This window comes from Pasteurellaceae bacterium RH1A (assembly GCA_012221805.1).
Classification (GTDB): domain Bacteria; phylum Pseudomonadota; class Gammaproteobacteria; order Enterobacterales; family Pasteurellaceae; genus RH1A.
This window is the reverse complement of the sequence record CP015195.1, coordinates 1,968,591-1,986,024: the sequence shown is the minus strand read 5'-3', so window position 1 is coordinate 1,986,024 and position 17,434 is coordinate 1,968,591. Positions and strand designations below refer to the sequence as shown.

18 protein-coding genes and 1 pseudogene are annotated in these 17,434 nt (G+C 46.5%); 8 read left to right on the top strand and 11 right to left on the bottom strand.

Annotation, left to right across the window (positions count from 1 at the left end; all coding sequences use genetic code 11):
* Positions 1 to 325: 325 nt before the first annotated feature.
* The 4 genes from A4G20_09370 to A4G20_09355 all read right to left on the bottom strand — a co-directional run bounded on the left by A4G20_09370 (position 326) and on the right by A4G20_09355 (position 4,061).
* Positions 326 to 874 carry an ADP compounds hydrolase NudE gene (locus tag A4G20_09370; protein ID QIW16530.1) on the bottom strand — a complete coding sequence of 183 codons (549 nt, stop codon included), beginning with the start codon at positions 872 to 874 and terminating at the stop codon, positions 326 to 328.
* Between the two features lie 77 nt (positions 875 to 951).
* Positions 952 to 2,013 (bottom strand): glycerophosphodiester phosphodiesterase, encoded by a 1,062-nt coding sequence (locus tag A4G20_09365; protein ID QIW16529.1) that lies wholly within the window; start codon positions 2,011 to 2,013, stop codon positions 952 to 954.
* 107 nt (positions 2,014 to 2,120) lie between these two features.
* Positions 2,121 to 3,569, bottom strand: a complete 1,449-nt coding sequence (locus A4G20_09360) for a glycerol-3-phosphate transporter (GenBank protein QIW16528.1) — start codon at positions 3,567 to 3,569, stop codon at positions 2,121 to 2,123.
* A gap of 294 nt (positions 3,570 to 3,863) precedes the next feature.
* On the bottom strand, positions 3,864 to 4,061 hold the full coding sequence (locus tag A4G20_09355) for a hypothetical protein (GenBank protein QIW16527.1): 198 nt from the start codon (positions 4,059 to 4,061) through the stop codon (positions 3,864 to 3,866).
* 200 nt (positions 4,062 to 4,261) lie between these two features.
* Between A4G20_09355 and A4G20_09350 the strand changes: the two genes are divergently transcribed.
* Both A4G20_09350 and A4G20_09345 read left to right on the top strand, forming a co-directional pair.
* A complete protein-coding gene (locus A4G20_09350; GenBank protein ID QIW16526.1) occupies positions 4,262 to 4,495 on the top strand; it encodes an antitoxin in 234 nt (77 codons plus the stop codon).
* Between the two features lie 8 nt (positions 4,496 to 4,503).
* Positions 4,504 to 4,902 carry a plasmid maintenance protein gene (locus A4G20_09345; GenBank protein QIW16525.1) on the top strand — a complete coding sequence of 133 codons (399 nt, stop codon included), beginning with the start codon at positions 4,504 to 4,506 and terminating at the stop codon, positions 4,900 to 4,902.
* Positions 4,903 to 4,907: 5 nt separating this feature from the next.
* Here A4G20_09345 and A4G20_09340 read toward each other — a convergent pair whose 3' ends face one another.
* The 3 genes from A4G20_09340 to A4G20_09330 are packed head-to-tail and all read right to left on the bottom strand — an operon-like array spanning position 4,908 to position 7,547.
* Positions 4,908 to 5,711, bottom strand: a complete 804-nt coding sequence (locus A4G20_09340; GenBank protein QIW16524.1) for a heme ABC transporter ATP-binding protein — start codon at positions 5,709 to 5,711, stop codon at positions 4,908 to 4,910.
* Positions 5,708 to 6,697: an iron ABC transporter gene (locus A4G20_09335; GenBank protein QIW16891.1), complete on the bottom strand. Its 990-nt coding sequence runs from the start codon at positions 6,695 to 6,697 to the stop codon at positions 5,708 to 5,710. Before A4G20_09335 ends, A4G20_09340 begins: the two co-directional genes overlap by 4 nt.
* A gap of 25 nt (positions 6,698 to 6,722) precedes the next feature.
* Positions 6,723 to 7,547, bottom strand: a complete 825-nt coding sequence (locus tag A4G20_09330) for a hemin ABC transporter substrate-binding protein (protein QIW16523.1) — start codon at positions 7,545 to 7,547, stop codon at positions 6,723 to 6,725.
* 271 nt (positions 7,548 to 7,818) lie between these two features.
* Between A4G20_09330 and A4G20_09325 the strand changes: the two genes are divergently transcribed.
* Positions 7,819 to 8,535 carry a two-component system response regulator ArcA gene (locus tag A4G20_09325; protein QIW16522.1) on the top strand — a complete coding sequence of 239 codons (717 nt, stop codon included), beginning with the start codon at positions 7,819 to 7,821 and terminating at the stop codon, positions 8,533 to 8,535.
* Between the two features lie 94 nt (positions 8,536 to 8,629).
* On the opposite strand, the gene A4G20_09320 is transcribed toward A4G20_09325, so the two are convergent.
* Positions 8,630 to 9,481 carry an acyl-CoA thioesterase II gene (locus A4G20_09320; protein ID QIW16521.1) on the bottom strand — a complete coding sequence of 284 codons (852 nt, stop codon included), beginning with the start codon at positions 9,479 to 9,481 and terminating at the stop codon, positions 8,630 to 8,632.
* A gap of 194 nt (positions 9,482 to 9,675) precedes the next feature.
* On the opposite strand from A4G20_09320, the pseudogene A4G20_09315 reads away from it, so the two are divergent.
* Positions 9,676 to 10,821, top strand: a pseudogene (locus A4G20_09315) (NADH-dependent flavin oxidoreductase).
* 59 nt (positions 10,822 to 10,880) lie between these two features.
* On the opposite strand, the gene A4G20_09310 reads toward A4G20_09315, so the two are convergent.
* Both A4G20_09310 and A4G20_09305 read right to left on the bottom strand, forming a co-directional pair.
* Entirely contained in the window at positions 10,881 to 11,342 is a 462-nt protein-coding gene (locus tag A4G20_09310) for a hypothetical protein (protein QIW16520.1), read from the bottom strand.
* Positions 11,343 to 12,554: an ATPase gene (locus tag A4G20_09305; GenBank protein QIW16519.1), complete on the bottom strand. Its 1,212-nt coding sequence runs from the start codon at positions 12,552 to 12,554 to the stop codon at positions 11,343 to 11,345.
* A 212-nt stretch (positions 12,555 to 12,766) separates the two neighbouring features.
* Between A4G20_09305 and A4G20_09300 the strand changes: the two genes are divergently transcribed.
* The 3 genes from A4G20_09300 to A4G20_09290 are packed head-to-tail and all read left to right on the top strand — an operon-like array spanning position 12,767 to position 14,839.
* On the top strand, positions 12,767 to 13,624 hold the full coding sequence (locus tag A4G20_09300) for a hypothetical protein (protein QIW16518.1): 858 nt from the start codon (positions 12,767 to 12,769) through the stop codon (positions 13,622 to 13,624).
* Positions 13,624 to 13,968, top strand: a complete 345-nt coding sequence (locus A4G20_09295) for a hypothetical protein (protein QIW16517.1) — start codon at positions 13,624 to 13,626, stop codon at positions 13,966 to 13,968. Before A4G20_09300 ends, A4G20_09295 begins: the two co-directional genes overlap by 1 nt.
* 1 nt (position 13,969) lies before the next feature.
* Complete coding sequence (locus A4G20_09290; protein QIW16516.1) at positions 13,970 to 14,839, top strand: hypothetical protein; 870 nt, start codon at positions 13,970 to 13,972, stop codon at positions 14,837 to 14,839.
* Between the two features lie 32 nt (positions 14,840 to 14,871).
* Here A4G20_09290 and A4G20_09285 read toward each other — a convergent pair whose 3' ends face one another.
* Complete coding sequence (locus A4G20_09285) at positions 14,872 to 16,269, bottom strand: DNA (cytosine-5-)-methyltransferase (GenBank protein QIW16515.1); 1,398 nt, start codon at positions 16,267 to 16,269, stop codon at positions 14,872 to 14,874.
* 111 nt (positions 16,270 to 16,380) lie between these two features.
* Between A4G20_09285 and A4G20_09280 the strand changes: the two genes are divergently transcribed.
* Positions 16,381 to 17,154, top strand: a complete 774-nt coding sequence (locus A4G20_09280; GenBank protein QIW16514.1) for a hypothetical protein — start codon at positions 16,381 to 16,383, stop codon at positions 17,152 to 17,154.
* Positions 17,155 to 17,434: the final 280 nt, after the last annotated feature.

Genomic DNA, 17,434 nt, shown 5'->3' with positions numbered 1-17,434 from the left:
ATTGGCAAGCTGTTGATAAGTTTGTTTTCCTGAAGTGTAATCATCCCAGATCTGTATTGGGTCTAATTTCTTTTGATGGGTAAAGGTTTTATGGCATTGATTACAATAATAACGCTGAATGTTATTTTGTTTACCATGTTTCTTGATATTCGCACTTTGGCAGAAAAGGCAGTTTTTTGTTCATTTTCAAAAGAGGGCTTAAAGCCTTGTACTATAAGGCTTTAAGCCACTTTTTAGCAACTATTTTGTCTATTATGCCCAATCCTAATGCTAGAGCCTTACAAGCGGTGAGCATTCCGCCAAAATTTGCAAATTTTCCCTCAAATCACCCCGCTTGCTTGAGATACTCCCGCAACATAAAGAGCGCCGCTAGGTTGCGGGCCTCGCTGAAACTTGGGTCGGCCAAGAGGCTGTCGATTTGGCTAAGGGGAATACGCACAATTTCCAGCGGTTCAGGTTCATCGCCTGTCAGCCAAGAGGGGTAGAGGTCTTGGGCGACAAAAATATGCATCAGGCCATACATGTGGCTGGGAGAGGAGTATAGGGATCGCAAAAAATCCAGCCTTTTGGCCCCAAAGCCGATTTCTTCTTGCAGCTCACGGTTGGCACTTTCAATGGGTTCTTCACCCTTATCGACAATGCCTTTTGGAAAGTTCAGCTCGTAACGTTCCGGCCCCACCGCATATTCTTTGACCATTATCAGCTCATCATTTTGGATGGGAATCACCATTACAGACGAGCCTCGTTGCGGGGTTAGGCGTTCATAGGTGCGTTGCTCCCCATTGGAAAAACGTAAATCGACAGCCTGTACTTCAAAAATCCGACTCTTGGCCACGACCTCAACCTTGAGGATTTCAGGAAGGTGTTTTGACATATTGCCTCCAATAAAAAAATTCCCACTATTATGACCTATAGTGGGAATTTTTCATGCTTTATTTGCAATTTGCAGGTTTATTTCTTGCCTTTAAGAAACTCCACGCCCGTATCAGGAAAATCGGTAAAAACTCCTGTTGCACCTGCCTGATTTAAGAGGGCATCATACATCTGGTTTACATCGTTAAAGAAGGCAGGCAGGGCATCCTTACGCACAGTGTAGGGGTGAACTTCCATATTGTGCTTGGCAAGCTCCTGCACCAGTGGGGTGTATTTGATCTTGCCTGGGGTGGAGGCCTTATCATCAATTAACATATACCAACCAGGCCCTACGCCATCGGCATATTTAGCCACTTCGGCCATGGCACCTGGCTTGAACATCCAATCATAATCGTAGTTGACCCACTTGCCTTGAGCATCTTTTTCTTGGGTTTCACCCCAGTCGCTGTAGGCGATGAGCTGGACGATCTTGATGTCCATGCCTAGCTCTGGCAGAAGCTGGGTTTTAATCCGTTTGAGTTCGTTAAAATCGAAGGTTTGCAGGTAAACCCGATCAGATTTTTTGTCGTAGCCGTATTTTTTCAGGACTTTTAAGGTTTCTAAAGCGATGTCCTTGCCTTCTTGGTGGTGGAGCCAAGGGGCCTTGATTTCAGGGTAGATGCCGATTTTCTTGCCAGTGGATTTTTCAAGGCCTTGGATAAATTCTAGCTCATCTTCAAAGGTGTGAATGGTGAAATGGGATTGCCACATAGGGAAGCGATTAGGGTAAACCTGCTCCTGTTTGCCGTCTTTGAGTTTGAAGTTTTCGGTCATTTCCAAGGTTTGGATTTCAGCCAGGGTGAAATCGGCCACATAGTAACGGCCATCTGCTCGGGCGCGATTAGGGAATTTTTTGGCCACATCGGTAAGGCCATCGAGGAAGTGATCGTGAATAACAATCAGGCGGTTGTCCTTGGTCATTGCAAGATCTTGCTCCAAATAATCCGCTTGTTGGCCAAAGGCCAGGGCTTTGGATTCCAAGGTATGCTCTGGCAGGTAGCCACTGGCCCCACGGTGGGCGATGATAAGCTTATCGCTTGCGGCATAGGCCAGGGAAGACAGGGCTAAAGTGGTAACTGCAACAAGATTTTTTAGTTTCATAAGGTCTCCTTTTGTAGTGGTTTTCTTTGGGCAATATACATGGAGTGTATTACCTTTTTGTGACAGATAAAGAAAAGGGAAGCCACAGCCTCCCTTAATATTAAAGATTATTTAGTGCCATAATGCTCGGCAAGTTTAGCCTTGTGTTTGCCTTCTTCAATCATCACGATAAACATAAGAAGCACAGCTAACACGCCGCCGGCGATCATCACATAGAAACCGCCGTCCCAGCCGTAGTATTCGGCTGCCCAGCCCACAACCGCAGAGGCTGACACAGTACCGCCTAGGTAGCCAAAGAGGCCAGTAAAGCCTGCCGATGTACCGGCTGCCTTTTTCGGGGCCAGTTCAAGGGCGTGGAGGCCGATAAGCATCACTGGGCCATAAATCAAGAAGCCGATGGTGGTCATGAGGATGAAATCCATAAGCTGATATGGGTTCTCATACCAGGCATGGCCGGCATATTGGGCGATTTCGTTTTCAGGCGTGGCCGGGTTGAGCCAGAGGGCGACCACTGCCGCAGTGGTTAAAATCATAAAGATAAAGCCCGTTAAGCCACGTTTACCCTTGAAGACCTTGTCAGACACCCAACCGCAAAGCAGCGTACCTGGAATGGCGGCCAATTCATAAATGGTATAGGCCCAGGCTGTGCCCTTGATGTTGAAGTGTTTGACTTCACCCAAGTAAACTGGCGACCATTTCAGCACGCCATAGCGAATGAGGTAAACGAAAACGTTGGCAATGGCGATGTACCATAAGAGCTTGTTTTTAAGCACATAGGTGACAAAGATTTCCTTGGTGCTGAGGTCGTGCTCGTAGGTTTTTTCGTTGTAGTCTTCTGGGTAGTCGTTACGCCATTTTTCGATTGGTGGCAGGCCGCAAGATTGCGGGGTGTCCTTCATCAATAAATAGATTGGAATGGCGGCCACCATGGCAGCGATACCTGGGAAGTAGAGGGCTTGTTGCCAAACATCTTTGGCGGTGGCTTCAACCCCGTGGGTGCTGAAATAAAGGGCGCTGGCCAAAAGCACCATGGCACCTGGCACCATTCCCCCTAGGTTGTGGGCCGTGTTCCAAACCGATACGATGGAGCCACGTTCAGATTTTGACCACCAATGCACCATGGTACGGCCACACGGCGGCCAACCCATACCCTGGAACCAGCCGTTCAAGAAGATCATGATAAACATCACCGCAATGCCCGAGGTTGCCCAAGGCATGAGGCCCATCATGGTCATACATAAACCAGACAGCAAAAGACCAAATGGAAGGAAGACTTTCGGGTTAGAACGGTCTGACATCCCGGCCATCACGAATTTAGACAGGCCGTAGGCCAAGCCCGCCCCTGTACCGATGATACCCAGTTCAGCTTTATTATAAAGCCCCGCTTCAATCAAGCCCTTTTGAGCCAAGTCGAAGTTGGCACGCACGAAATAATAGGCCGCATAACCAAAGAAGATCCCAGCAAAGACCTGCCAACGCAGGAATTTATAGCGGGCATCAACCTTGTCGGCCGGCAGCTCTGCAATATGCGGAGCAGGTTTAAATGGACCAAACATAAGATTCTCCTGTGAATGTGTAGTAAGCAATGTTCATTTACGAACATTAAGCCCTGCCATCATAGCGAAAATTTGAAATCCGACCAGTAAATTTATCTAAAACTGTGAAGCAGATCACAAGAAAACCTGACTTCAATTTTGTTAAATGAAAGGCAAACGTTTGCTTTTGTTTGAGGCAAGCGGTGGGGAAGAGAGGTTTTTTTGCAAAAAATGGTGTGGATAAGGCCACACCATAACAAGGTTTATTTTGTTGGAAATATGATTAAGTGTTTTCGTTTTCACTCAAGTGCACTGTTAGGTATCATACCAAACCCTGTTTGGCTTCACCTCAAATACAGCTTGTTGTTCTTGGGCAGGGAAAAACTTACGCCAGAGAAGAAGTAAGCCTGTGGCCAGCAAGGAAAAGGCCGTGAAACAAAAGATCAGGCCTAGGCTGAGAGCGGAAAAGATGGTTGTGGCCACGAGGGCAAGTAGACGAGATAGGGTTTTCATATTGGCTCCTTGGTTTAAAGATGGGCCTATTAAACCAAGGAAAGATTAAGGAAACCTTAAGGCTGGTTTATTTTATTATCCAGAGATAATTCGCTTTGGCCGTTTGTTCAGACTGCATTCAGGAAAATATTTTGCTTTGGTCTAGCAAGCTAGATACATAAGAGATATACTGGCTAAAATATTAGTAAAAGGAGCATAAGATGATTGAAGCCTCTGTATTTATTACCAACCGCACCCAAGCTGTCCGATTGCCTGTGGATGTGCGTTTTAATGATGATGTGAAAAAAGTAGCCGTGAGAGTGGTGGGCCAGGAACGGATTCTAAGTCCCATTAATCAGACCTGGGACAGCTTTTTCTTGGCAGGACAAGGCGCAAGCGAGGATTTTATGGTTGAAAGAGAGGTTAGTTTTCAGCCTGAACGTGAAGATTTTTAGGGGTGGCTATGCTTAAGTATATGTTAGATACCAACATTGTGATTTATGTTATCAAACGCCGCCCTCTCGAAATAGTAGAAGCCTTTAACCGTCACGCTAGCCGTATGTGCGTGAGTGCTATTACGGTATCGGAGCTTTATTATGGGGCAGAAAAAAGCCAATTTCCTGAACGGAATTTGGCTGTTATTGAGGATTTTCTTTCCCGCCTTGAAATCCTGCCTTATGGGGCCAAGGCTTCAGCCCATTTTGGCAATATTAAGGCAGACTTGGCCAGCCAAGGTAAGATTATTGGCGAGAATGATTTGCACATTGCTGCCCATGCTCGCAGCGAGGGGCTAGTGCTGGTCAGCAATAATCTTAGGGAGTTTGAGCGGGTTGAGGGCCTACGTTTAGAAAACTGGCTCTAGCTTTCCTACTTCAAAAACTGCACCTGCGGGCATTGTGTCTGTTGATGGGCAATAACCTCAATATCGGCTTGATACCAGCGACAAATACAGGCCTGGGTAAAGACCTCTTGAGGCTGCCCCTGGGCTTGAATCTTGCCCTCAGCCAGCAGAATAACCTGATCGGCATAGAGCGAGGCCAAGTTCAGATCGTGCAAGACACAACAGGCCGTCAAGCCCTTTTGCTGGCAGAGCTGGCTAATCAGGCGTAGGCAGTGCTGTTGGTGGTAGAGATCGAAGGCGGAGGTGGGTTCATCCAAAAAGAGTAGCTTGCTCTGCATATCCTCATTCCACAGTTGCAGCAAGGCACGGGCCAGTTGCACCCGCTGTTGTTCCCCACCTGAGAGTTGGCGGTAGGTCTTATGTCGCAGGGGCTGGCATTGGGCGGCTTCAATCACGGCCTCTAAATGTGTTTCCACTTCTTTGGCTGGGCGATGATAGGCCCCCATCAAGATCACTTCTTCCACCGAATAGGGGAAATTAAGCCGGCTCTGCTGCTGCATAACGGCCCGCTTCAGAGCCAATTCCTTGTTGGACAGGCTGGCAAGCGGGCTTTCTTTCCATAAAACCTGGCCCGCTTGTGGAGCCAGATAGCCCGAAAGCAGCCGCATGAGGGTGGACTTGCCGACTCCGTTGGGGCCGATCAGCACGGTCAGTTTGCCCTCTGCCAGTTCAAGGTTGATGTCTTGCAAGAGGGGCTGGTGGCCCAGGCTAAACGAGAGGTTTTGAGCTGCTAGCAAGCGGTCGGTTGGGGCGGAATTTTTGCAAATCATCGGGCCTCCTTAAAGCGAATGACCAGCCAGAGGAAGTAAGGAGCGCCAATCAGACTGATTAAGATCCCAACCGGCACTTCCAGCGGGGCAAAGAGGGTGCGGGCCAGGGTGTCGGCACAGAGCAGCAAAATGGCCCCACAGAGGGCAGAGGCTGGCAAAACGCCCCGATGATCGGCCCCAAACTTAAAGCGAACCAAGTGCGGAATGACTAAGCCAATAAAGCCAATGGCCCCGCTGACCGACACTGACACGCCCACCAGCAAGGCTCCCAGCAAGAGGGTGGTTTGTTTCAATCGTAAAACCCTCACCCCCAAATAATGAGCCTCTTCATCGCCCAGTTGCAATAGGTTCAGGGCTTGAGCCAGGCGGAAGCTATACAAGATGGCTGGCACAATGATGAGGCTGGCCACAATTACGGCCTGCCATTGCACCTGGCCCAGCCCGCCCATGGTCCAGAGGCTGAACTGGCGGAGCTGTTGGTCACTGCTCACATAGCTCAAAATCCCAATGGCTGCCCCGCAAATCACGTTAATGGCAATACCGGCCAGGAGGAGCTTGTTCATAGAGGCCTGGGATTGGTGGCTGAGGAGGTAGATAAAGCTGGCTACCAGGGTGCTGCCGATAAAGGCGGCTAACATGGAACTATAGAGGGCAAATTGGCTAGGAATGAGGTTGGGCAGGAGAATGCCAACGGCCACGGCCAGGGCCGCCCCGCTGTTTACGCCAATCAGCGAAGGGTCAGCCATGGGGTTGTGAAAGAGGCCTTGGAAGAGGGTGCCCGACACGGCCAAGGCCATGCCAACGGTGATGGCCAGCACAATGCGGGGCAGGCGGATATTCAGCCAGATCTGCCAGGCAGGGTTGTCAAAGGGTAGGCTGGCTAGTTCCGTCCAGGTCAGGGACAGCGCCCCAATGTTAGACATAACCAGAGCGCAGATCACCAAGACAAGGCTGAGGGCAATCAGCCCCCAGCGGCGTTTTTGCAAGATTTCCACGAAAATCTACCGCTTGTTAGGGGGCAGCACGCTCAGCCGCCTGGCGGATCTTGAGCATTTCTTCAGGAATGCCCAGGCCGAAGGTCATAAAGGCCACATCGTCCACCACCACATAGGCCTTGTTCTTGCCTGCCTTGGTGTGGGAAAGGCCAGCAACCTCCCAGAGTTTGTCGATAGAACCCAGGGTTTTGAGGCTTTCGCTGGTTACGATAATCAGATCAGGATTGGCCTGGATTATACCCTCCTGGGAAATGGGGCTGTAACGCACCATGCCTTGCACGGCATTGGTTGCCCCCACCTGGCGGATAATTTCATCAGCCACCGTGTTTTGACCAGCCACCATCACGTTATTGGCTGCTCGGCTCATCATAAAGAGCACCTTGGTCTTAAGCAGGGAGTTAGGCACTTGGGCAAGGCGTTTTTGGAAATCATCAGCCAGGGCTTGGGCGGCTTGAGGCTGGTTAAGAGCCTGGCCGACTTGTGTGATTTTGGCCACGGCTGCTTCAGGTGTATGGCCTGTTGGGATCATCTCAACCATAACCCCTGTGGCTTTGACCTGTTCAAGCACCACCGAAGGCTGGGCCACCACCGAGCTAATCACCTTAGTGGGTTTAAGGGACAAAATCCCTTCTACATTGAGCTGGCGCATATAACCCACATCAGGTAGGTGCTTGGCCTTTGGCAAGAGGGTAGTGGAGTCCCGCCCGACTAGGTCTTTTTCAGCCTTGAGGGCATAGATAATTTCCGATACGTCGCCGCCGATGGAAATAATGCGTTCTTGGGCAAGGGCGAGAGCGGGCAAGAGGGCCAGGCTGGCCAGCAGGCTACGGATAAGTGACATAGATACCTCTAATAGATTTAAGAATTATTCTCATATTCTAGCGGCATGGCTATTTATAAGCAAGATGTAAAAATGATGGCTTTACTGTTGGCTTTTTGGTTTAATTCGTGTACATTTTGTAGATAAAAAATCATCAATCAAGCCAAAAGATGTGAAGAAATTTGATTAAACGTAATAAAAACACAAATTAAAGTGGCAGGAAGGGGCAAATAGTCAGTAAAATACTTACAATTTTGTAACAAATTCAATTTTCGTATAAAGGCGACACACAATGCAGAACCCACAAATTCTTATTGTTGAAGATGAAGCGGTGACCCGCAGTACCTTAAAGAGCATTTTTGAGGCCGAAGGCTATGACGTGTTTGAAGCCGTCAATGGCGCTGAAATGCACGATGTTCTCCAAAAACAAACCGTCCATTTAATCATCATGGATATCAACCTGCCAGGCAAAAACGGCCTGATGCTGGCCCGGGAATTGCGGGAAGAGCGGGATATTGCCCTGATTTTCTTAACAGGGCGGGATAATGAGGTGGATAAGATCTTGGGCCTGGAAATTGGGGCTGATGACTACATTACCAAGCCCTTTAACCCACGGGAATTGACCATCCGCGCCCGCAACCTCCTGCAGCGCACTATGCTAGAAAAAGAAAAGGCTGTGAGCGAGGAAGCCAGCGTGGATTGCTACCGCTTTAACGGCTGGACCCTAGATGTCAATAGCCGTATGTTGATTAACCCAGAAGGGGAGGGCATTAAACTGCCCCGCAGCGAATTCCGCCTCTTGCAGCACTTCTGCGACAATCCAAGCAAGATCCAAACCCGGGAAGAGCTGCTCTTTAAAATGACCGGCCGTGAACTAAAACCCCACGACAGAACCGTGGATGTAACCATCCGACGTATCCGCAAGCATTTTGAAGATCACCCAAATACGCCTGAAATCATCATCACGATTCATGGTGAGGGTTATCGTTTTTGTGGGAATTTAGAATAGAGGCCTTTTAAGGCCTCATTGATGGCGCAAGCGTCCTCGCTTGTGCTTTATTTATCAAGGACTTATCAGCACCAGCGAGGACGCTGGCGCTATCTTAAACCCTAATTACCCCTTCCTGTTGAATGGTCGCAATTAAGCGGCCATTTTTGTCGAAAATCTGCCCACGGGTCAGGCCCTTAGCATTGCGGGCGTTATTGCTCTCAAGGGCAGACAGCAGCCAATCATTCAAACTAAATTCACGGTGGAACCAAATAGCGTGATCGAGGGTGGCAATTTTTACCCCCTGCTGCATAAAGCCCTTTTCGTGTGGGTGGAGGGCGGTGATAAGGCTGTGGAAATCCGTGAAATAGGCCAGCAAACATTGTTGCAGGCGTAAATTGGCAGGTGCCTGGCCCTGGGCCTTAAACCAAACAAATTGTTCAGGCGGTAATTTTTGGCCCTGAAGTGGGTTATTGACGTGTTTGACCCGAATGTCAAAAGGGCGTTCGGCCAAGAATTTTTCCTGGAGCACTGGCGGCAGGAACTTGGCTAGGGCTTGAATAAGCTCATTTTCAGAGGCGAAGTCCTCAGGCTCGGCCACATCAGGCATGGATGCTTGATGTTCTAGCCCGCCTTCATCCACATGGAAGGAGAGCAACATTTTGCTAACGGTTTGCTGGAATTGCTCGGCCTTAACCTCCACTGTGGTAAAACTCTTACCCTCCCGCAGAACCTCCACCTCGTATTCCAAAGGCGCATCCAGTTTGCCAGCCTGCAAAAAATAGATATGGCAGGAATGCACCACCCGCTCAGCAGGCACGCATTGCATGGCTGCCGCCAAGGATTGGCCAATGATCTGCCCGCCAAAAACATTGGGCAGGCCCAGGTCAATGTGTTTTCCCTCAAAGCGATTTTGAGATAGTGGAGAAAGGGTTAAAATATCAATCAGTTTTTCAAGTGCGGTCATGGTTTGCTCCCTAAATAAAAGCATTGTACGCCAAATTGGCCTACAAGCGGTCGGATCTGTACGATTTTTTGCAAAAAATTATATGGCTTTATGATTAATTTTTCCTAAATTAGCAAAAGTCTTTTGTTTTTCTCTTGCTTTTTCTAGCAATAATCCCCCCTAAAATAGGCTCCATCAAACAAACACTGGAGTAAATCATGAACCCAAAATATGCCCCCCTATTTGAACCCTACACCCTTAACAATGGCGTAGAAATTAAAAACCGTCTCACCGTCGCCCCACTCACCATTTATGACTCAGGCTCAGACGGTGAAATGACCGACGCCGGCCGCCGCTTTTGGCGCAACCGCTTTGAAGGTTTCGGGCTCTACATTATGCCCTTTACCAATGTTCACCCCAGCGGTATCGGCTTTGAAAGCCCTAACGCTTTTGACGAACGCCACCTGCCGACCCTGCGTGAATACGCCGAACTCGCCCACGCCCAAGGGGCGAAAGCGGTGGTGCAGATTGCCCACAGCGGTTTGCGCGCCGACCCGAGCATGACCCAAGGGGCAGAATTGCTGGCAGCCACAGGCGACTACTACGGCAACTTCCGCACCATGACCGAGCAGGAAGTCTGGGAAATGGTGGCAAGCTATGCCAGAGCGGCGGAATTGGTCTTGCAGGCAGGCTTTGACGGGGTGGAAATCCACGGAGCCAACGGCTGACAGATCCAGCAATTCTTCTCCGCCAGCACCAACCTACGCACCGATTACTGGGGCGGCAGTTTGGAAAAACGGATGCGGTTCCCGCTGGCCATTGTCGATGCCATCGATGAAATGCGGAAGAAACACAACCGCCCTGACTTCATCATCGGCTACCGTTTCTCGCCTGAAGAACCAGGCGAACAGGGCATTACGATGAAGGAAACCCTGGCACTGGTGGACGCCTTGGTCGAGAAACCTTTGCAATACCTGCACATTTCCCTGTGGGACTTCTACAAAAAAGTCCGCCGTGGGGCAGATCCGAATTTAACCCGTATGCAGGTGGTGCACGACCGCATTGCCGGCCGCCTGCCGTTTTTCGGTTCGGGCAACCTTTACACCGCTGACGATATGCTCAAGGCCTATCAAACCGGCTGGGTGGAAAGCGTTTCCATCGGCAAGAGCATTATGCTCAACCCGAATCTGGTGGAGCTGATTGAAAACGGTCGTGAAGATGAAATCCAAACCACCTTCGACTGGGACAAGGCGGATTTCTACCGCTACACGCCGGCAATGTTACAGGGCACCAGAATGGGGCACGATTTCTATCCGCCGTCAAAGCAGATGGGGGTAAGGTATAAATCGGAGCATTTTTAACCGCACTTTAAACGAAACAAGCGGTGTAAAATTTTGTGAAATTTACACCGCTTACAATCTTAAAACGGAATTACTTTCCTTGGCTCTGCCATTGCACTCGATTCTTCTGCCCTTAGATTTCGCCCAAAATCAAATAAATCATCTTCGCTAACATTCAATTCTAGAATAACTTCTTCATTTTGACCTGAATAACGAGACCATAGCTCCAACTTGACTTTCCATATATTATTGGTTGGTATAAATGATAAAGCAAATCCGCCATTAAAAAGATCATCAGCTAAATCTTCTTTATGCTCTTGAATTGCGTCAAAACAGGTTTTAGATATCATAAAGTCCATTGTTTCAACATCAAATTCCGTGAGCAATTCTCCTTTTTCTCCTAATGGGTAGGCTTGTTTTTGTCCTTCTTTATAAATAGATATAACATAATAAAATTCATTGGTGTCACTACCATCAGTAACATAATAATGCCCTGTAGGAGTAATTTCTAATATATGCTGCTGATCTCTGAGTTTTGCCATTTATTCTTTCTCCAACCCCAACAAAAACTCTCTCAAACTCAAACACTTGACCCCTTCAAAGCTATTCCCATCAAACTGATCCATCGTTACCACATATTTGGGATAGTTGTCGGCAATTTTCAGCAGGTTGCCAAATTCTCGTTCTAAGGTTTTTTCTTCATTGATGGTGAGTGCGGCTTGGACATAAATCCGTTCGCCGTTTTTCTCTGCTACAAAATCAATTTCTTGATTGGCAAGCCCACCGATTTTGACATCGAACCCCGCAATTTGCAGATGGTTGAAAATGCAGTTTTCCAGCAGTTTTCCCCGATCTTGCACCCGATAGCCAATTAGAGCATTACGCAAGCCCAGATCTTCAAAATAGTATTTTTCGCCGATTTCAAAAATCCGTTTGCCTTCAATATCGTACCTTGGCACCTTGTGGATTAAAAAGGCGTTAGCCAAATATTCGGCATAGTTTTGTACCTGCGTGGCGCTCGTTGAAATCCGTTGAGATTTAAGAAAATCGCTGATTTTTTTAGCAGAAAAAAGGTTGCCAATGTTATCTGCTAAAAACTGAGTGAGCTGTTCCAGAAAAGCCACATTGCGTATGGCGTAGCGATTGGCAATATCACGCACGGCGATGGTGGAATAGATATTCCGCAGGTATTCAAAGACGATATGATCTTGCAAGGGCAAGTCCTTCAAATAAGGCAGACCACCGTATTTTAGGAAAGTTGCCATTGCCTTGTCGCTGTCGTCTAGCTGCATAAATTCTAAAAATTCAACATAAGAGAGTGAATGCACCTTGATTTCAACCGCCCGACCGCTGAGCACGCCTGCAATGTCACGGGAAAGCAGATGGGCGTTGCTGCCGGTGCAGTAGAGATCCAATTCATCGTCCAACAGCAGGGAACGCAAGGCGACTTCAAACTCACTAATCTCTTGAATTTCATCAATAAAGACATAATTTTTCTGCCCAGATTGTTTCTGTTCCAACACAAAATCCGCCAACTCTTGGGCGGTTTTTAGGTGGGCAAAGGCCAAATCTTCCTTGTTGATGTAAATAATTGGGGCTTGCTCATTTTGAGTACGGATTTCCTGCATAATCTGAAAAAGCAGGTAGCTCTTGCCCACCCGTCTCTGCCCTGTAAAGACTTTGATTAGGGACTTATTGATAAAGGGACGAACACGATCTAGATAGCGTTTGCGGCAAATTAGGTCTTTTTTCATAAGAACTCCATTTTTATACTGGAAACTTTACGCTTAAATTAAAAAAGTTTCAAGTATAGTTGAAGCTTTTTCTAATTCATTAAAAGGTTTTATTTATAAAACAAGACTAATTTTTCCCAAATCATCAAAAGTCCTTTAATTTTTCATTTCTTTTTCAACAACAATCCTCCCCCTAAAATACGCTCTATCAAAACAAGTTACGGAGCGATTTTATGCAAGAACTACACCTTTCCACCCAAAGCGGTTCTGTCCTACACGGGGCCTTATTTTCCAGTCAAAAACAAACAGACACGGTGGTGATTGCCATCACCGGCATTCACGGCAATTTTTATTCCAACCCTTTTTACTACAACATCGGTGAGACCTTGAGCCAAAACGGGATTGATTTTATCTACGCCCAAACTCGTAACGCCTTTGGCAAGTTCCAAGACACCAATCGCTTGACGGGCAAGCCTGAAATCATCGGTTCCTTTAACGAAGATTTTGCAAAAACCATCGAAGATTTAACCGCTTACATTGATTTTGCGGAAAGTCGGGGCTACCGCAAAATCATTCTGGCGGGGCATTCTTTGGGGGCGAACAAGGTGATTTATTACTTAAGCCAAACCCAAGACTACCGTGTGGATAAATTTATCCTGCTCAGCCCGGCCAATGTTACCCACCTGACCAACAGCGTCACCGAGCAAGAGCGTGCCTATATTCGTGCCTTGGTCGAGCAGGGCAAGGGGCAAACCCTGCTGCCCTTTGAACTCTTTGGCTGGTTGCCCGCCCTGGCGGACACGGCTTATCAATGGCTCTATTCGCCCCTGCTCAATAATGTGCACGTGGAAGACGACGGCGATTATTCACAGATCGAGCAAATCCGCCATTCGGGTGCCTTGCTGATCGGCACGCTGGATCGCTTTACCTACGGCGATCCGAGCGGTTTTCTGCGAACCATCAATAGCCACTTCCCAAGTGCGGTCGAAAATGAGCTGATTTTTATTGAGCAGACCGGCCATACCTACCAGAAAAAAGAGCAGGAATTGGCGGATCGTTTACTGACACTCGTGAAAAAATGGAGCGACTAATGGCCTTTATTCTTTTAAAAACCAACCAGCCCCTTTCGGCAGAGCAGGAAAACGCCCTGCAAGCTCAAATCGGGCAGGCAATGGGGCTGATCGGGCAGTCGGCGGACTATTTGCTCTTGGGCTTGGAAGGCGGACAAAGCCTGTATTTACGGGGGGCGAAACAGCCTGCCGCACTCTTGCAGATCAGCATTTTCGGCAACGACAGCCACCAAGGCTACGCCCCATTCAGCCAAGCCCTAACTCAAATTGTGAGCCAAACACTGGCCATTCCCGCCGCCAACATTTACATCAAATTTGATGACCTGCAAAGCTGGGCTGTGGCGGGCAGACTGATGGAGAAATAAAATGCTAAAAATCACCCTGTTTACCGATCCGATGATGGGGCTGACCTATGAAAGCCAGCCTTTTCTGCGGAAAATCGAAACCCATTTTGCCGACCAAATCCAGTTTGAAACAAAAATGGCAGGGCTGGTGCGAGACGTAGGCCATTTTATGATGGCCGATGATTTTAGAGAAGGCGATGAACAAGCACTCAAACGCTACAATCGCCGACTGGCAAGGATCTATCAGGCGGAACAAGGCATTAGCGGAATGCCCATTCATATCAGCCCTGAAAACTTGGCACTGTTTGACCAAAATCACCGCTCATCCACGCCCTTAAATCTGGCGGTGAAAGCGGTGGAACTGGCGGATAAGGCAAGGGCGGACGCTTTTCTATACCGACTGGCTTATGCTCTCATTGTAGAAACCCGCCCCATTACGCATTTTGAAGAAATCCTGCGTGTGGCGGACTTGGTCGGTGTGGATAAAAACCGCTTTATCCGCCATTTTCAAGACGGCTCGGCACAAGCCGAATTAGAAAAAGACAGGGTCTTGCGATCGAGACTGCAAATCCGCTCCCTGCCTGCTTACTTGTTGGAATATCAAGGTAAATCGCTCTTGCTTGAAGGCGTGGCGACGGACAAGGATTTAATGGCAGCGATTGAGCAGATTTCAGACAGCAAAATCCAAGCCAAACCGCCCCAAAGTGCGGTCGAAAATCTGCACGTTTTTCTGCAAAAACACCCGCTTGTTTCGCTGATTGAACTGCAATATGCCTTTGGTTTGGAAAGCCAAGATGATGTGAGAAAGTGGCTTGAGCCTTGGTTGGAAAGGGGCGAAATTGAGCTGGTCGGTGGTGGGGCGTTTGCGAGCAAAACTAAAAAGGCGGACTAAAATCCGCCTCTTAACCAAGCCTTTTATATGTTTCAAAGTTCAAGAGCTAATTGTGATTGCTCTATATTTACTTTTAATGCACTTTCTAAATTTTTTAAGTACTGCCGGGGAAAACTTATGTCTGATGTATTACAATAGCGTGAATACTTGAATCCGTCATAAGCTGGATTGTGAATCTGATGGATATCATTATAGATTGTCCGTCCTATAGCCTCGCCAAGTTTGATAGGAACTGCATTTCCAATTTGCTTGTATCTTTCCATAATATTTCCTTTGAAAACCCAATCATCAGGAAAGCCTTGGATTCTGGCATATTCTTCTACAGATAAGGGGCGCAACTCTGTAGGATGAATAAGATCTGTTGCAGGCATAGTAGGAACGGTAACAAGTGTTGGGCTTGGTTGAGAAAACGAAAGCCTTCTATAAAAACCTGTCTTACCTCCACCCATATCATATTTTTTTCCCATTGCCTCTCTTTGTTCTTCTTTAGGTAAAGAACGCCAGTTTCCACCTTCTGGAATTTTTTTAAACCATTCAATTCTAGATTTTGGAATTTCTATATAATTCATTGGCTTATGTTGAATATCAGAAATAGCATCGCCTAATGTTTTCCATTGTGGTAATCCAAAATCGCCTGTTTCTGAATGGGTGGGAGTCAAATAAGGAACCTTCTGTTTGCCTTTTTTAGCAATAATAACAAACCGCTCACGTTTTTGAGCAGCTCCAAAATTGGCGGCATTATAAAGCTCAAAGGAAACTGCATAGCCTAAATTTTCTAACCTAGTCATAGCATAATATAATACTCCACCCTTAACTCCTTGCCCTTGTGTATTCTCTAGCACAGCCTCTGTAGACTGTAAGCCCCGAACATTCTCTATTACCACATAGCGAGGCTTGAGTTCTTCAATCAAATCGAGATAGCGTATAAAGACATCTCCTCTAGCATCCTCAAATCCTTTACGTTTACCTGCGGTAGAAAAAGCTTGGCAAGGAGGGCCACCATAAATAAGATCAATCTCTTGATCCAAGGGTAAATTAGCAAAATCCCTGATCGTTTTAGCATCATATTTCCAAATATCGCCAATAAGACCGACTTTATTGTCATTAGCTACAATCGTTGCACGAGCCTCCTTATTAACTTCACACACTAACAACGGATGAATTCCTGCTTGCTGAATACCAATATCTAGCCCCATACCACCACTAAAAAAAGAAAGAGCAACAATATCAGGTATGTCATCTTCCTTACGTTTCCTATCTTGTGGATTGATAACATAATGATATTGTTCTAAAAACTCATCTAAGGATTCTGTTGTTACATACCACACTTTTCCTTTACTTATCGCTTGAATTTTTCCATCTCGTATCAATTTACGCACATACTGCTCAGAAACTTCTAATTTTTGAGCAATTTCTTCGACCTTCAACATAACAATCCCTATCGAAACTTTTTTTAGACCCCAATTTTAACACTTCCCCTCTCGAATCACAAGACTACTTTATAGTAGAATGATCAATTTTTACAGGAGAGAATATCCAAAATGGCTAAAATTAATAAAAGTCTAGATGAGCTGGTTGTGCTTGGTTTAGACACTATATCAAATCTATTCCACCAAACAGTAGTATCTCAGGTGACTAACACTCAACATCAAAATAGACTAAAAGCTCTTTTTGATTTTGCCTTACACAATGAAATATCTCTATTTCCTAAGATAAAAATAGAAGATAGCGATGATATTAAACAACTATGCACTGAATATCTTCAGCGTTGGTGCAAAAAATACACTTTAAGCAGAGATAGTTCAGCTCTACAACGACCACTAAAAAATTATGGTGAACAAGATGCCGCACTATTGCAAAGGGTTTCTGCATCAACTGATCAAAGTGATGAGATATTACAATACTACTTAACTGGTCATTATCTATATATGAGTGCAGAAAATATGAATGGGGCTATTTTAGAAGAATATTTAGCTCAAGTTCTTGAATCTCACGGTTGGTATTGGTGTGCAGGATCTGTGTTTCGAGCTGTCGATTTCTGCTACTTTAATGAAAATAGCATTATTCTTTTACAAGTCAAAAATAAATATAATACAGAAAACAGCTCTAGCTCGGCTATTCGTGCGGGAACTGAAATAAAAAAATGGAATCGTCTAAAAAGACCGAAGGCAGGAAGTTTCAAGCCAGAATCTAATTGGCAGGAGTTACACGTTCTAATTAGTGCTAATGCTGAGTTAGTTGCTCAACTAACAGAAGAAAAATATTTAGATTACATTCAAAAAAATTCTACAAGAGAAATCGAAAGCCTTAGGTAATATCTTAATTGACTTACATCTAGCAAAATACTGTCTGAAGATTGATGAATGTTCAGACAGCAATATCCAACCCAAACCGCCCCAAAGTGCGGTCGAAAATTTGCAAGTTTTTCTTACAAAACACCCGCTTGTTTCGCTGATAGAAGTGCAATATGCCTTTGGTTTGGGATTTTGTGTATTATTTGGGTTAATCAAGCGGTAAAAAAAATGCAAAATTAAGTTTAATTCCATATGGCGTGTGGGATTAAACTTGATTTAAGTAAGAGATAGCAAAAGATCT

Excerpts from the sequence above, each read along its gene's own strand:
- A4G20_09365 (QIW16529.1), bottom strand. The coding sequence starts at position 2,013 with ATGAAACTAAAAAATCTTGTTGCAGTTACCACTTTAGCCCTGTCTTCC.
- A4G20_09305 (QIW16519.1), bottom strand. The coding sequence starts at position 12,554 with ATGAAAAAAGACCTAATTTGCCGCAAACGCTATCTAGATCGTGTTCGT.
- A4G20_09325 (QIW16522.1), top strand. The coding sequence starts at position 7,819 with ATGCAGAACCCACAAATTCTTATTGTTGAAGATGAAGCGGTGACCCGC.
- A4G20_09285 (QIW16515.1), bottom strand. The coding sequence starts at position 16,269 with ATGTTGAAGGTCGAAGAAATTGCTCAAAAATTAGAAGTTTCTGAGCAG.
- A4G20_09350 (QIW16526.1), top strand. The coding sequence starts at position 4,262 with ATGATTGAAGCCTCTGTATTTATTACCAACCGCACCCAAGCTGTCCGA.
- A4G20_09355 (QIW16527.1), bottom strand. The coding sequence starts at position 4,061 with ATGAAAACCCTATCTCGTCTACTTGCCCTCGTGGCCACAACCATCTTT.
- A4G20_09340 (QIW16524.1), bottom strand. The coding sequence starts at position 5,711 with ATGATTTGCAAAAATTCCGCCCCAACCGACCGCTTGCTAGCAGCTCAA.
- A4G20_09310 (QIW16520.1), bottom strand. The coding sequence starts at position 11,342 with ATGGCAAAACTCAGAGATCAGCAGCATATATTAGAAATTACTCCTACA.
- A4G20_09290 (QIW16516.1), top strand. The coding sequence starts at position 13,970 with ATGCTAAAAATCACCCTGTTTACCGATCCGATGATGGGGCTGACCTAT.
- A4G20_09370 (QIW16530.1), bottom strand. The coding sequence starts at position 874 with ATGTCAAAACACCTTCCTGAAATCCTCAAGGTTGAGGTCGTGGCCAAG.
- A4G20_09360 (QIW16528.1), bottom strand. The coding sequence starts at position 3,569 with ATGTTTGGTCCATTTAAACCTGCTCCGCATATTGCAGAGCTGCCGGCC.
- A4G20_09345 (QIW16525.1), top strand. The coding sequence starts at position 4,504 with ATGCTTAAGTATATGTTAGATACCAACATTGTGATTTATGTTATCAAA.
- A4G20_09320 (QIW16521.1), bottom strand. The coding sequence starts at position 9,481 with ATGACCGCACTTGAAAAACTGATTGATATTTTAACCCTTTCTCCACTA.
- A4G20_09280 (QIW16514.1), top strand. The coding sequence starts at position 16,381 with ATGGCTAAAATTAATAAAAGTCTAGATGAGCTGGTTGTGCTTGGTTTA.
- A4G20_09300 (QIW16518.1), top strand. The coding sequence starts at position 12,767 with ATGCAAGAACTACACCTTTCCACCCAAAGCGGTTCTGTCCTACACGGG.
- A4G20_09295 (QIW16517.1), top strand. The coding sequence starts at position 13,624 with ATGGCCTTTATTCTTTTAAAAACCAACCAGCCCCTTTCGGCAGAGCAG.
- A4G20_09330 (QIW16523.1), bottom strand. The coding sequence starts at position 7,547 with ATGTCACTTATCCGTAGCCTGCTGGCCAGCCTGGCCCTCTTGCCCGCT.